Origin of the sequence: Pseudomonas sp. EA_65y_Pfl2_P78, from assembly GCF_963970495.1 — a bacterium.
Lineage (GTDB): Bacteria > Pseudomonadota > Gammaproteobacteria > Pseudomonadales > Pseudomonadaceae > Aquipseudomonas > Aquipseudomonas baetica_A.
Genome location: NZ_CAXAON010000048.1, coordinates 1 through 13,480, shown reverse-complemented (window position 1 = coordinate 13,480; position 13,480 = coordinate 1). Strand labels below are relative to the sequence as shown.

The following is a 13,480-nucleotide window of genomic DNA, read 5'->3' as shown; positions in this document are numbered from 1 at the left end:
CGTTCTATCGACCTTGAGCGTGGCATCGGGTTCAGCGTCAGCGGTTGACGCGGATCAGTCGGGCAACTCTTCGTAAGCGCGAAATTTGCTCACGGTGGCGCAGTCGTAGCACTGCATCTGCAGGGTCAATTTATCCATGCTGGCGTCGATGTTGCTGGAGTCGCACTCGCGGCAGAACAGCTGCGGATGGTCGAATTGCGGCGCGGCGATCGGCGAGCCTGTGAGAAACCGAGGCACAAATTCGTCTCGCCAGAACAGCCCCGGCGACTTGGAAAAACCGGCGCCGCTATCCTTGAACACGACATCGTAAAGCAGGCGGGTCATGGCCGGCTGCGGCACGCGCGAATCGCGGTAGCTGTCCTTGCGCCAGTTCTCCGCCAAGGCGAGTTGCGCGGTGCTCTGCATGTTGCGCGGAATGGTGTTCGAGGCGTGAGTGCGGCCCTTGGAATTTCCGGTGGCATAGAAGTGTGCTGCACTTTTCACCGCCACTCTGGCGAAGTAGTAGATCTGGCTGACCGAGAAGTTCTGCAGCAAAGTGCCGATCACCGAGTCGGCGCGGGCTTCGGCGGTGAACGCCATACCTACCTGATTGGCCAGCAAGTGAACGTATTGAATCGATTCCTCCCGCGCGAGCCTGAAGATCAATGCATACAACTCACGTTTCCATCCTGGCAGCACAGGCCCGGACAACTCTTCGTACAGCGCGAGGTAGAGCGTATCGCGCGTGCAGCGCACGCCTTCTTCCAGTGCGACGTTGGCTCGCCAGTAAATGGTCGAATAAGTGCTGATGCTGAAATCGTCGGCCCGATTGAACGCCCGAATGTCCGATGCCGTATCGACCTGCAAGGCGCCCGCCTCGTGCAGGCCTTTCACCAACTCCTCACTGAAAGTGTCAGTGGACGTGAGCTTTTCTCCTCTGAGTTCAGCATCAAGCGCGGCAATGCGTTCGCCTGCGCCTTGGCCGCCGTCATCCAGTAACGCCAGCAGAGCAAGTTTTTGCTGGAATCCAAGACTGGTAAAGGGCACGGGTGGGCGTGGTGTGCCGTAGCGCATGGCTAGATCGCTGCGGTCACGTTCGGCCTGATCGGCGATTTGCTGTTTGCGCAGCCGGACACAGGCATCACAACCACACACGTTGCGTCGCGAGCCAAAACCGGCGGTGAAGTATTGATGCTCGCAATTCACACATTTGTAAGCGCTGCGCAGGGAAACCGGGGTGCCGCGGGCAGGCCGGCGCATCCACATCGGCAAATCGCAATATGGGCATCTCAGGTCGGCGCTGACAATCGGTGGCAACACTTTCAGCACACTGCGCACTGTGTCCGCGAGCTTGTACTCATCGATCAAGTCAGCAGTTTTTTCGCCATTGAGGTAGCGCTGGTAAAGCGCTTCAACCTGCTCTTCGGACAGATGGCGGATTTCTTGCGCCCATTCGAAATACTGCTTCATCAAAAGAGATCCTTTTTATCATGTCGTCCATCGCACTCCCTTGCGTTTGAGCAATAAAATCTGCCGGGAAAAAGCCGCAAAAACAAGCGAAAACACCTCTAACTTGCGCCATCCATCGCCTTTTCTGAAACCCTACGAGGCCGTCGGACAATTCGTACCCGCCGTGAGGAAATGTCCTTAAGAGCACGCCTTGGCTCAATGATGTGCAGCAGAATTTTCTTGAGGCTGGCAAAATCGCCTTTTTTGCGTCCCGCCTGCCGCGCCCGCTCAACCAGGAATCCCCTCATGCAAATGACCACCGCCCTACTCATCGTCAACCCGTGCGATGACGAAGAAGACAACATGGCCATGCTCTGCTGCCACAGCGACAAGGGCGACATGTTCCTGATGAGCCGCTATCCGGACGAGGACGAGCTGGAGATTACGCTGGATGGCGAGCCTTCGACGCTTGATGGGGTGAAAGTTACTTTGACCTCGACGCTGCTGAAGATCGAGATTGCAGCGGCGGATGCCGATGCGTTGAATGGGGATGATGTGCTGGAGATCACCTTTAACCCGGATATGGTGGATCTGGATGAGGTTGAGGAGACCCTGAAGAATATCCTTGATGGGACTGGCACCTATGTCAGTGAGCTAGGCTGATCAGGCCTGCTATCCCAAACGTAAATTGAGTGGCGATGGTGCCCAAGTAAAATGCGCCACGCCACTGTCAGTCCTGTAACGGGCGTTTCGCTTCAACTTTCGCTGAAAACCTTAAACACTTAAAGACCATACATATCAATAAATATGCAAGCACACTGCCTTGCACGTTTACCCGAGTAAAGTTTCATCCTACTTCCCGACAAGAACCGCCCTACACAATCATCGGAAGTCCTACACCGATATCTGATTGCCTGGTCGCGCGCTCATTGCTATTAATTATCCCACCTGCGAACTATCTCGCAGGTTCGGTACTGATAGAACAGCATCGAAAATCCAAGATCAAATGGAGTTAATACCATGGGTAAAAAACGCTCTGAAATAAACACCTTCGATGATTTGCCGCAGGCTACAGGTCATTCAGAAGGTTTCCTTGCGACCGAACTGAACTTCTTCGCTTCATTAACCCGCTGATTGGATGCACCAACCAGCTCACATGCCGAAAGCTTGTCTTTCGGCATTTAAATTTAATGAGGCAAGCTATGTTCGAGCGTGAAATAACACCCAGCAGAGCTCTGAATGAAATAACCTGTTCCATCCAGGCGCTAGAGCTTAGAGCAATTGTCCGCTATGTCGGCGAAGGTGATCTGGTTGCAATCGCTGAACTTTACGACAAAGACGAAAAACTGATTGAGTCTGGAGCAGGCAAGGGACCTGATGCCCTTATCGGAGCGATGGCCGAGAGCCTTGAACACTACGGCACCTTCCACTGCCGACAGTCGCAGCGATCACGAATTAGCTGCGATTCGATTGCAGTTCAGCGCGATGCTCAATGCGACGGCATACTTGCAAGTTTGCCAAGCACTAACGAACTTGTTGAATGTTTTAGGCTTACAGCCCTTGATGACAAGCGCGAACTATTTGTGCCATGCGCCCTCCTCCATCCAACTGCCGAAAATAACAACACAGGTTCTCGGGAAACCCGATTTTTAAGCCGCTACGCCTCTAACTCAGGAATTGCTTTCGGCTGTACCAAGGCCGAAGCGCTGCTGCACGGCACTCTTGAGGTAATAGAACGACACTTGTTATCGCAGTTTTTTCTTGCCGTTTGCGCAATACGACCGGCAATGGACCTTTATACACCTTCAAAAGCATTACTTGCTGAAGCATTGCTGCATCGCCCATATGCTTTAGAGGCTGCAAGCAAGTTACAAATCATCGTTATCAAAGATGAATCCGGTGTCTATTTTTCGGTTGCTTTCCCTAAGATGGGGCCAGGCGACTTGCATATTTCCCCCATCGGTTCGGGCTGCTCATTGGATATCTGCATCGCTGTACAAAGAGCAGTCACGGAACAGTTCCAGTCAAGCACGCTATATGGTATCAGTGAAGAAACTTCTGACCGCAAGGCTTTTGACATGCTTTCAACCTCTGACGCCTTAAAAAACTTAATAGACTTTTCTCCGTTGAAAAACCTGAAGCTTAGAACCTTTGAACCCACCTCAGAAAGCCAAACAAGCACCGTTGCACAGCAAATAGCATTACTGCAACGAAACTTGAAAAGCGTCGGCAAAGCAATTTTCCATAGAACTGTCGCACAGTACGCCAACACAAACATCGTCACCCAGATATACATACCCGGCCTCGACAGGTTCAACATAATCAGAAAAGGCCAGTTGGTAGCTCCACAGCACATACTGCTAAATAACACCAAGCGCCCTGGCAATTAATTAAAACGACCAACAGGCAGTTTCTCCATGCGGACACTCATCAGAACAGCTTGCAAAAAGCATCGACTGCTATTGATCACAACAATCACCGCCATTATTTCGCTAAAGCTTCTAGCCCTTGCGCCGCCATTGTTACTGGGTGCCATTGTCGATTCGCTCAGTAACGCAGATCACACCACGCTCAACACGCTACTTTTCTTTACAGCGGCCTTTGTCTTGGCCGGATGCGCTCAGGCGATAATTGCACCTCTGCAGACACTACTTCTTTCGAAACTCGTCCAGCGGATTGTAATGAACGCGTCCATTACATGGATGGCGCAATTGATAGGAAAAGAATTCTCTCGATTCAGCACTTGGCGCATCGGTCACTTCATCAAATCGGTAGAGCGCGGAATCACCGCCCACGAGCAACTGCTGACGTTCTTTGTCACGGTGGGCTTTCCACTGTGTCTGGAGTTCCTGATCATTGCCGCCGCATTTTGGTACATGGGCGGCACCTGGGTCTTTTGCGCGATGGCGAGCCTTGGAGTGCTTTACCTTTTTGCCACCCATCGAATCATCAGGTGGCGCAGAAAACATATTGATGCCGTGAATGAGCAGGAAGATGAACTGAGCGCGATCCTGTTCAACACCTTGAAGGCAGGCAAATCGATAAAACTGGAGCGCGCCGAGCAGACCGCACTGCAACCCTTGAACAGAGCCTTCAACCAATATGCCGAAGCGGCGGTAACCGTCGCGGGATCCGGTGGATTGTTAAGCGGGGCAAAGATCTTGTTTATCAGTCTTTCCACAGGAGGATTGTTAAGTTGGGGGGTTGTCGATCAATTGTCGGGGGCCGCGAGCATTAGCGTCGGGCAATTGGTCGCGATCTTTTCCATCGCCAGTACGTTCCTGCTGAACATCACAGCCTTGACCGAAGGCTATCGAGTGCTGGATCAGTTTTTAGCGGATCAACGCCGTCTCCAGCAACTGCTCAAAACAGCCGATTTTGATAATGAAGGTCGTAGAGGCGAAGTGACCCAACAGGACGAATCAACGTTACGGCTCAAACCCTGCGTCATCACCGACAATGGCGCCGTCCGGCTATCCATCGCAAACCTGATTGACTTCAAACAAAGGCAATCGGTCGCGATCACCGGCCCTAGCGGCGCAGGCAAATCCACCTTGCTCGAAGCGCTAGCCGGACTGAACGCTTCGGTAAGGAGCCAACTGAACATTGACGATATACCCGTTGATCGCTTGAACGCTCAGAGCCATCTGCAAGTACTGCGTTACTGCCCTCAATCCCCGCAATTCCTGGAGGGCACCTTCGACAGGTCAGTTTTGTTTGGTGTTAATCCTTCGCTGCATTTGCGCAGCGCCATCCAGCGTTTACAGCTTGAAGAGATCGTCAGCGGGCGCGACATCAACGAAAATGCCGCCAACATTTCCGGCGGTGAAGCCAAACGCCTGACGCTGCTGCGACTGATTAACCGGCCGGGTAAATTCAACCTTTTTGACGAACCGAGCGCATCAATAGAGCCGAAGCTCGCCGCACCGGTTTGGGAGTTGCTGTTCGAGACGTTTGCCGGCCAAGGTCTGATTTGCGTAACGCACGATGTCAGCCATCTACACCGCTTCGACCGGGTCATTGTTATGCATAATGGCGAAATCATTGAAGATGGCCCCTGGCATGATCTGGTGGACAGAGCATCGATCAAACGGCTGCTAAGTGACCTTCAAACCGTTAACCAATAAAAGGGCGTTAAAAGGTCCTTTCTGCAAAATGCCGTTAGTCGCCACCCCCCGCGATGGATTAAAGTAACGCCCCCAGCCCCGGCGTTATCCGAACGCGCGTGGCCACCCCTTTCCAGGAACAGTCATCGATGGAACATCGTGAAGCGCTGCTGGCGCTGCGAACCTTTCTTTCAACGCAGATTCTCGGCCAGGAAAAACTCATCGAGCGTTTGCTCATCGCCCTGCTCGCCGACGGCCACATGCTGGTCGAGGGCGCTCCGGGCCTGGCCAAGACCAAAGCGATCAAAGAACTCGCCGAGGGCATCGAAGCCCAGTTCCATCGCATCCAGTTCACACCCGACCTGTTACCCGCCGACATCACCGGTACCGAGATCTATCGCCCGGAAACCGGCAGCTTCGTGTTCCAACAGGGGCCAATCTTCCATAACCTGGTGCTGGCGGACGAAATCAACCGTGCCCCGGCCAAGGTGCAATCAGCGCTGCTCGAGGCCATGGCCGAGCGTCAGGTCAGTGTCGGGCGCAGCACTTATGAGCTGTCGCCACTGTTTCTGGTAATGGCCACGCAGAACCCGATCGAGCAGGAAGGCACCTATCCGCTGCCCGAAGCGCAGCTCGACCGTTTCCTGATGCATGTAAAAATCGGCTTCCCCGACGCCGCCGTCGAACGCCGCATCCTCCAGCAAGCCCGTGGCGAAGCGCTGAACGGCGAGACCAAGCCCGAACGCCGGGTCAGCCAGCAGGCAATCTTCGCGGCACGCAAGGAAATCCTCGGTCTGTACATGGCCGACGCCGTGGAGGAATACCTGGTGCAACTGGTCATGGCTACGCGCAACCCGGCCAAGTTCGACCCGGAAATGGCCGAGTGGATCGCTTACGGCGCCAGCCCGCGTGGCTCGATTGCCCTCGATCGCTGCGCCCGCGCCCATGCCTGGCTCGCCGGGCGCGACTTCGTCAGCCCCGAAGACATTCAGGCGGTGCTGTTCGACGTGCTGCGCCACCGCATCATTTTGTCGTTTGAAGCCGAAGCCGCTGGCATCGATCAGGATCGTGTGGTGCAGCGGATTCTCGACGTCGTAGCCGTCGCTTGACCCCCATGAATGCCCCTCTGCCGTCCGAACCGGGCATCCGCGTCAGCCTCGCCGAGCTGATCGAGATGCGTCATCGCGTGCGCGAAGTGCAGCTGTTTTCCACGCCGAGTCAGCGCAGCCCGCTGATCGGTCTGCATCATTCGAAATTCCGTGGTCGCGGCGTCGACTTCGATCAGGTGCGGGTCTATCAGGCCGGCGACGACGTACGCACCATCGACTGGCGCGTGACGGCGCGCACGCAAGAACCGCACACCAAACTGTTCCATGAAGAGCGCGAGCGACCGATTTTCATCATGGTCGAGCAAAGCACGCGGCTGTTTTTCGGCTCAGGCCTGATGTTCAAGTCGGTGCTGGCGGCGCAAGCGGCGGCGTTGATTGGCTGGGCGGCGCTCGGCCATAACGACCGGGTCGGCGGACTGGTGTTCGGCGACAACGAGCATTACGAGATCAAGCCTCGGCGCAGCAAGCAAAGTTTGCTGCAATTGCTCAATCGCCTGGTCAAGGTCAATCAATCGCTGCACAGCGAACGTGAACCGGATCGCGATGCCTTTGGCGTGGCCCTGCGGCGCGCCCGTGAGGTGCTGCGCCCGGGCAGTCTGGTGATCGTGATCTGCGATGAGCGCGCCTTGTCCGACAGCGCCGAACAACAACTGAGCCTGCTGTCGCGCCACTGCGATCTGTTGATGTTGCCACTGTCCGATCCGCTCGATCACGCCCTGCCCGCCGCGGGATTGCTGAGATTCGCCGAGCGTGGTGCACAGCTTGAACTCGACACCCTCAACTTTGAGCTGCGCCAGACCTATCGCGCCCAGGCCGAAGCACGCATCGCGCGCTGGGAATTGCTCGCCCAAAAGCTGCGCGTGCTGCTGATGCCGTTGAGCACGCAAAGCGAGTTAGTCGAGCAAATGCGTGAATTCCTCAACCCGCAGCGTCCGGGGAAAGGTCGATGAACGACCTTGATCAGCTACAACCGCTGATTTCGCCGCCACCGATCGCCTTCTGGCCACCGGCGCCGGGCTGGTGGCTGCTGCTTCTGTTATTGCCGCTGCTCGGTTTTGCTGTGTGGCGGCTGCGGCGTTTCATCCCGATCAAGAAACGCCCGATCGTGCGTGCCGAACAGCCGCTCGACCCGGTGCGCATTGCCGCCCTCGCCGAACTGGCGCGAATGCCCAAACCCTACGACGGCGCGCCGGCCGGGGCGTGGTTGCAGCAACTCAACGGCCTGCTCAAACGGCTGTGCCGCAACCATTACCCCTACAGCCAGAGTCATACGCTCAATGGCCGCAAGTGGCTGGCATTCCTCGACAACCGTTGCCCGGCTGCCGGCCTCACCCGTTGGATGGTACTGGTTGAAGGCGCGTACAAACCGGAATGCAAACTCGACGACAAAGCCATCGCCGGCCTGACCCAAGCTGTCGACACGTGGATTCGCAAACATGTTTGAGTTCGCCTGGCCGTGGATCTTTGTGCTGTTGCCGCTGCCGTGGCTGATGCGTCTGGTGCTGCCGGTGGCGGACAGTGGCGAGCCAGCGCTAAAAGTCAGTTTCCTGTCTGATCTGGAAGGTCTCGCCCGCCGCCGCGCCCGGGCGAACCTGCCGGCGTGGCGCCAGCAGGCACCGTTCATGCTGCTGTGGTTGTTACTGTTGATTGCCGCTGCACGCCCGCAATGGCTCGGCGAACCGCTGCCGATTGCCGCCAGTGGCCGTGATTTGTTGGTGGCGGTGGACGTGTCCGGCTCGATGGATTTCCCCGACATGCAATGGCAGGACGAAGAAGTCAGCCGTCTGAATCTGGTACAGCACCTGCTCGGCGATTTCCTCGAAAGCCGCGACGGCGACCGCGTAGGCTTGATCCTGTTCGGCAGTCAGGCTTACCTGCAAGCACCGCTGACCTTCGACCGCCACACCGTGCGCGTGTGGCTTGATGAATCGCGGATCGGCATCGCCGGCAAGAACACCGCCATCGGCGACGCCATCGGTCTGGCCCTCAAACGCCTGCGCATGCGTCCGGCGCAGAGCCGCGTGCTGATTCTGGTCACCGACGGCGCCAACAATGGCGGCGAAATCGATCCACTGACCGCAGCGAAACTCGCCGCCAGCGAGGGCGTGAAGATTTACCCGATCGGCATCGGCGCCAATCCTGAAGACAGCGGTTCGACCGGTTTGCTCGGGGTCAATCCGAGCCTGGACCTCGACGAGCCGGCACTCAAGGCTATCGCCCAAGTCACCGGCGGCCAGTATTTCCGCGCGCATGACGGCAAAGAATTGCAAGCGATCAAGGACACCCTCGATCAGCTCGAACCAGTGACCCAGCAACCCACCCAGGCGCGCCCGGCGCAAGCCTTGTATCAATGGCCGCTGGCGCTGGCCTTGTGGCTGAGCCTGTTACTGGTCGCCCGCGAATTATGGCCGGACAATCCGCTGCAACGCCTGTTCACCAAGGAGCTGTATCTGCAAAGTCCGCTGCCTGACTGGCGTGAGCGCCTCAAACGCCTGCGTCTGCGGAGGCGCCGATGATCGCCCTCTGGCCACACTGGTTCCGCCCTTGGTGGCTGTTGTTGTTGCCGCTGCTCGGCTGGCTGATCTGGCAACTCTGGCACCGACAAAAGCGTGCCGGGCGCTGGCAGATGATTCTGCCGCCGGCGTTTCATGCCACCCTGCTCAGTGGCGGTAACGGTCGCGACAGCAAACTGCCGTGGATCGTCCTAGGCGGGGCATGGTTGCTGGGCCTTGTGGCGCTGCTCGGGCCGAGTTGGGAGCGCGTCGAACAGACCAGCCAGAAACCCGCCGATCCGTTGGTGGTGGTGCTGGAACTGACGCCGGAAATGCTCGCCACCGATTCACCGCCGACGCGACTGGAACAGGCGCGGCGCAAGCTGTTCGATCTGCTCCAGGCACGCAGCGACGCGCAGACCGCCATCGTCGTCTACGCCGGCAGCGCCCACACGCTGGTGCCGCTGTCGGATGACCTGGCAACCAGCCGAAACCTGGTCGACGCGCTTAAACCGTCATTGATGCCACAAAGCGGTCATCGTGCTGACCTTGCCGTGGGCAAAGCGTTGGCATTGCTCAAGCAGGGCGCACTCGGTCAGGGCCGGATTCTGCTGATCGGCTCATCGCTGAGCGAAGAGGAACGCCAAGGCATTCGCCGCGCGCTGAACGGGCATTCGGCGCAGTTGTTGATGCTCGGCATTGGCACCGCTGAAGGCGCACCGATTGCTCAGGAGGACGGCAGTTTCCTCAAGGACGAGCAAGGCGCGATTCGTGTACCGCAACTCGACAGTCCGGGGCTTGGTGCTTTCCTCAACAGCGTTGGCGGCGAGTATCACCCTGCACGGCTGGACGAAACCGACCTGCGTGCCCTCGGCCTGCTGGATGGCCCGCGCAGCTTACGCGACGACGGTCAGACCGTGCGCCTGGATACGTGGGCCGATCAGGGTTACTGGCTGCTGTTGCCATTGTTGCTACTGGCCGCGAGTGCCGGACGACGCGGCTGGCTGTTTTGCCTGCCGCTGTTGTTCTGCCTGCCACAGCCGAGCTACGCTTTTGACTTCAAAGACCTGTGGCTGCGCCCTGACCAACAGGGTCTGCACTTGCTCAATCAAAAGCGCCCGGCCGAAGCGGCGCAACATTTTGACGATCGCCAGTGGCAAGGGGTGGCGCTGTACGAGGCCGGCGACTACAGTGGCGCCGCCCAGCGTTTCGCCGAAGGCGGTGATGCTCGCGACCACTACAATCGTGGCAACGCTTTGGCCAAAAGCGGTGAGCTGGAAGCGGCCATTGACGCCTATGAGCAGGCGCTGGAGTTGCAACCCGATTTGCGCCCGGCGCAGATCAACAAGGCGTTGGTGGAAAATCTGCTCAAGCAGAAAAACACGCCGCCGCCCGTCGAACCGGACAGTAAACCCGCCGAGCAAAACTCGCCGGGCGAAGAACCGCCGACCGCCACCGCACCACCGGCGGCGGTGAAAAGTGAATCCCAGAGCGAGGCCCAGCCTGCCGAGTCGGCCAACGAGCCGCCGCCGACCACCCCGCCGCAACCGGGCCCCAATGAAGTGCCGGGCGACGAGCCGGAAGAGCAACGAGACGCGACGCCGACACTGCAGCCAAGCGAGGACAACCTCGCAGGCGAGCAACGTCAGGCACTGGAACAATGGCTGGGCAAGATCCCGGACGATCCGGGCGAACTGTTGCGACGCAAATTCTGGTACGAACAGCAACAACATCAGGATCAGGAAAACACTCGATGACCCGCTTCACCGCTCTCTTGCTGCCCCTGCTGATCTGCACGGCCACTGCCCACGCGGCCGAGCTGACGGCCAGCGTGGATCGCAGTCGCCTGAACTCCGGCGAGACGGTCGAACTCACCCTCGAAACCAGCGACGTCACCCAGTTCGGCAAACCCGACCTGACCCCGCTGGAGCCCCTGTTCGAAGTGCGCGGCACGCGGCAGGTCAACCAGTTGAACACCCTCAATGGCGACAACCGCGCTACCACACGCTGGATCATTACCCTGCTGCCGAAAGAGAACGGCAGCGTGGTGATTCCAGCGTTGCAGATGGGCGATGTGCAGAGCCAACCGATCAGCGTGCAAGTGGTCGAAAGCGACACCCGCGAAGACAAGAACAGCCTCGACCCGGTGTTTATCGAAGCCAGCCTCGATCAGTCCAGCGTCTATGTGCAGGCCCAGGCCATCCTGACCCTGCGCATCTACCATTCAGTGTCGCTGTACGACGACAGCAGCCTGACCCCGCTGAAAATCGCCGACGCGCGCATCGAACAGCTTGGCGACACCCGCACCTACGAAAAAGACCTCAACGGTGTGCGCCATGGCGTGATCGAAATGCGCTATGCGATCTACCCGCAGCACAGCGGTTTGCTGACCATCGCGCCGCAGACCTTCAGCGCCACACTGGTCGATACGCAGCCGTCTCAGGATGCCAATGCGCAGGGGCCGAAACCGGGCAAATTGATGCGCGTCAGTTCCTCCGAAATCCCCCTGACGGTCAAACCCAAACCCCTGACCTATCCGGTCGATGCGCCGTGGCTGCCCGCGCGCAGTCTGAGCCTCAGCGAAAGCTGGAATCCGGAACCTGAACACACTCAGGTTGGCGATTCCCTGACCCGCAGCCTGACATTGAAAGTCGAAGGCCTGGCCGCCTCGCAATTGCCCGCACTGCCCGCCACCGACGTCAACGGCCTGCGCCGCTACCCGGATCAACCGGTGCTGAGCAACCAGAGCACTGACCGGGGCATTGTCGGCAGCCGTGAAGAACGCGAAGCCTTGGTGCCGAGCCGCAGCGGCGCCATCGAATTGCCGACGGTGGACGTGGTTTGGTGGAACACCTTCGAAGACCACCTGGAACACAGCAGCCTGCCGGCGCGCACTCTGCAAGTGGCCAACAACCCGAGCCTGCAAGTCGACACCCCGACCGGCAACCTGCAGCCGAGCATCGTCGATAACGATGTGTTGTGGTGGTGGAAACTCAGCACCCTGATCCTCGCCTGCACCACCCTCCTCGGCTTCGGCCTGTGGTGGCGCGCACGCTGGCAACCAGCCGTGCACCGCGCCGCCCAAGCCGGCCCGAGTCCACGCACGTTGATGGATGACATCAAGCGTGCGAGCCAGGCGAATGATCCGCAGGCGACACGGCAGGCACTGGATGCGTGGGCGCGCCAGCAGCCGGAGACGCTGGCGGATATGGCGGCGCGGTTTGTGCCGTTGTCGGATGCGCTGGATGGGCTCAATGGAGCGCTGTACAGCGAGACGGGGCAGCATTGGCAGGGTGAGGATTTGTGGCGGGCGATCCGCACGATTCCAGCGGCGGAACGGGTGCAGGATCCGGTGGGTGATAGCGGGTTGCCGCCGCTTTATCCGAAGTAAAAGCAAAAGATCGCAGCCTTCGGCAGTTCCTACAGAGGGTATGTGTAGGCGCTGCCGAAGGCTGCGATCTTTCGATTTTGCTTTAGGGAAAAAAGGCTGAAGACAATCGGAATCAATAGTCGAATTTCGTTTTCACTTGTTCGCCTTCGCGATAGGAGAGAACAAATGCCTTCCAGGGCCTCACCGCGAGCGACTGCATGCTCGTGTAATTTTTCTACAAGCGCATAGATTTTCGAATGATTGAAATCAGTTTCAGCGTCCCAGATTTCTGAGCTATTTTTTTCAACGGCGAGGTCTACCTCCATATAGTTCCCCCCCCATTCAACGCGGTATCGAAAGGCGTCATAACCGTGAACAATTCCGGCCTCAACCAGCTGAAAAATGGCTGTCACAAGTTCAAAATCTTCAGCAATCACTCTCTGACCTCCGGAAATTGATTGTTCCTATCATCCCCTCTTTGGGTAAAACGGGGACAGACTCTGAGGGATCCCCGATTTTTCTTACAGAAAATCAAGAAGTTGGAATATTGAAGAGGCCTGCATGAGTCGGCAACTTGGTTTGCACCACACAAATACAAGAAACCGAACCCATGCAAGCCATCCGTTTTTTGCACAGAGCGCTCGCTCAAGCACTGCCCTCTATCCATTCTCGCCGCCTGACATCACTGATGAGTTGTGTCAGTTCGTTACTGCAAGGACGTCGACTGACACTGACCGCTCTTGGTCGCTTCATGACGGGGCGTGCTTATCCCAAGCATTCGATCAAGCGTGTGGATCGGTTGCTGGGCAATCAACACTTGAGATCAGAGCGTCCATTGTTCTATTGGATAATGCTTCGGGCATTGCTGGGTTCGTTGAAGCATCCTTTGATCCTGGTCGACTGGTCTCGAATTGACGCTTCAGGCACAGCCTTTTTGCTAAGAGCATCGATCCCTCTGGCGGGACGCTCATTTCC

At 57.7% G+C, this 13,480-nt stretch carries 11 protein-coding genes and 1 pseudogene; 10 read left to right on the top strand and 2 right to left on the bottom strand.

What is annotated here, in order from left to right; all coding sequences use genetic code 11:
- Positions 1–54: 54 nt before the first annotated feature.
- Entirely contained in the window at positions 55–1,449 is a 1,395-nt protein-coding gene (locus AACY02_RS24560) for a hypothetical protein (protein ID WP_339434155.1), read from the bottom strand.
- Positions 1,450–1,734: 285 nt separating this feature from the next.
- On the opposite strand from AACY02_RS24560, the gene AACY02_RS24555 reads away from it, so the two are divergent.
- From AACY02_RS24555 to AACY02_RS24515, 9 genes are all read left to right on the top strand, one after another.
- Positions 1,735–2,091 (top strand): hypothetical protein, encoded by a 357-nt coding sequence (locus tag AACY02_RS24555; RefSeq protein WP_186624269.1) that lies wholly within the window; start codon positions 1,735–1,737, stop codon positions 2,089–2,091.
- 539 nt (positions 2,092–2,630) lie between these two features.
- Positions 2,631–3,818, top strand: a complete 1,188-nt coding sequence (locus AACY02_RS24550; protein WP_273914967.1) for a YcaO-like family protein — start codon at positions 2,631–2,633, stop codon at positions 3,816–3,818.
- A gap of 27 nt (positions 3,819–3,845) precedes the next feature.
- Positions 3,846–5,555, top strand: coding sequence for an ATP-binding cassette domain-containing protein (locus tag AACY02_RS24545; protein WP_186624267.1), 1,710 nt, complete (start codon positions 3,846–3,848; stop codon positions 5,553–5,555).
- Between the two features lie 128 nt (positions 5,556–5,683).
- On the top strand, positions 5,684–6,643 hold the full coding sequence (locus AACY02_RS24540; protein ID WP_007913915.1) for an AAA family ATPase: 960 nt from the start codon (positions 5,684–5,686) through the stop codon (positions 6,641–6,643).
- A gap of 5 nt (positions 6,644–6,648) precedes the next feature.
- Positions 6,649–7,593 carry a DUF58 domain-containing protein gene (locus AACY02_RS24535; protein ID WP_221733546.1) on the top strand — a complete coding sequence of 315 codons (945 nt, stop codon included), beginning with the start codon at positions 6,649–6,651 and terminating at the stop codon, positions 7,591–7,593.
- Complete coding sequence (locus AACY02_RS24530; protein ID WP_339434154.1) at positions 7,590–8,087, top strand: DUF4381 domain-containing protein; 498 nt, start codon at positions 7,590–7,592, stop codon at positions 8,085–8,087. The genes AACY02_RS24535 and AACY02_RS24530 overlap by 4 nt, the downstream gene beginning before the upstream one ends.
- The gene (locus tag AACY02_RS24525) at positions 8,080–9,159 is read left to right on the top strand and encodes a vWA domain-containing protein (RefSeq protein WP_339434153.1); all 1,080 of its coding nucleotides are present in this window, start codon (positions 8,080–8,082) and stop codon (positions 9,157–9,159) included. Before AACY02_RS24530 ends, AACY02_RS24525 begins: the two co-directional genes overlap by 8 nt.
- Positions 9,156–10,892: a tetratricopeptide repeat protein gene (locus AACY02_RS24520; RefSeq protein ID WP_339434152.1), complete on the top strand. Its 1,737-nt coding sequence runs from the start codon at positions 9,156–9,158 to the stop codon at positions 10,890–10,892. Before AACY02_RS24525 ends, AACY02_RS24520 begins: the two co-directional genes overlap by 4 nt.
- Positions 10,889–12,526, top strand: a complete 1,638-nt coding sequence (locus AACY02_RS24515) for a BatD family protein (protein ID WP_339434151.1) — start codon at positions 10,889–10,891, stop codon at positions 12,524–12,526. The genes AACY02_RS24520 and AACY02_RS24515 overlap by 4 nt, the downstream gene beginning before the upstream one ends.
- A gap of 29 nt (positions 12,527–12,555) precedes the next feature.
- Here the strand turns inward: AACY02_RS24515 and AACY02_RS24510 are convergent, their stop codons facing one another.
- Positions 12,556–12,942 (bottom strand): hypothetical protein, encoded by a 387-nt coding sequence (locus AACY02_RS24510; RefSeq protein ID WP_339434150.1) that lies wholly within the window; start codon positions 12,940–12,942, stop codon positions 12,556–12,558.
- A gap of 173 nt (positions 12,943–13,115) precedes the next feature.
- Here AACY02_RS24510 and AACY02_RS24505 point away from each other — a divergent pair.
- Positions 13,116–13,480, top strand: a pseudogene (locus AACY02_RS24505) (IS4 family transposase); the annotation flags it as partial.

Coding starts and splice junctions, on each gene's coding strand:
- AACY02_RS24520 (WP_339434152.1), top strand. CDS start 9,156: ATGATCGCCCTCTGGCCACACTGGTTCCGCCCTTGGTGGCTGTTGTTG.
- AACY02_RS24530 (WP_339434154.1), top strand. CDS start 7,590: ATGAACGACCTTGATCAGCTACAACCGCTGATTTCGCCGCCACCGATC.
- AACY02_RS24540 (WP_007913915.1), top strand. CDS start 5,684: ATGGAACATCGTGAAGCGCTGCTGGCGCTGCGAACCTTTCTTTCAACG.
- AACY02_RS24535 (WP_221733546.1), top strand. CDS start 6,649: ATGAATGCCCCTCTGCCGTCCGAACCGGGCATCCGCGTCAGCCTCGCC.
- AACY02_RS24550 (WP_273914967.1), top strand. CDS start 2,631: ATGTTCGAGCGTGAAATAACACCCAGCAGAGCTCTGAATGAAATAACC.
- AACY02_RS24560 (WP_339434155.1), bottom strand. CDS start 1,449: ATGAAGCAGTATTTCGAATGGGCGCAAGAAATCCGCCATCTGTCCGAA.
- AACY02_RS24515 (WP_339434151.1), top strand. CDS start 10,889: ATGACCCGCTTCACCGCTCTCTTGCTGCCCCTGCTGATCTGCACGGCC.
- AACY02_RS24525 (WP_339434153.1), top strand. CDS start 8,080: ATGTTTGAGTTCGCCTGGCCGTGGATCTTTGTGCTGTTGCCGCTGCCG.
- AACY02_RS24555 (WP_186624269.1), top strand. CDS start 1,735: ATGCAAATGACCACCGCCCTACTCATCGTCAACCCGTGCGATGACGAA.
- AACY02_RS24545 (WP_186624267.1), top strand. CDS start 3,846: ATGCGGACACTCATCAGAACAGCTTGCAAAAAGCATCGACTGCTATTG.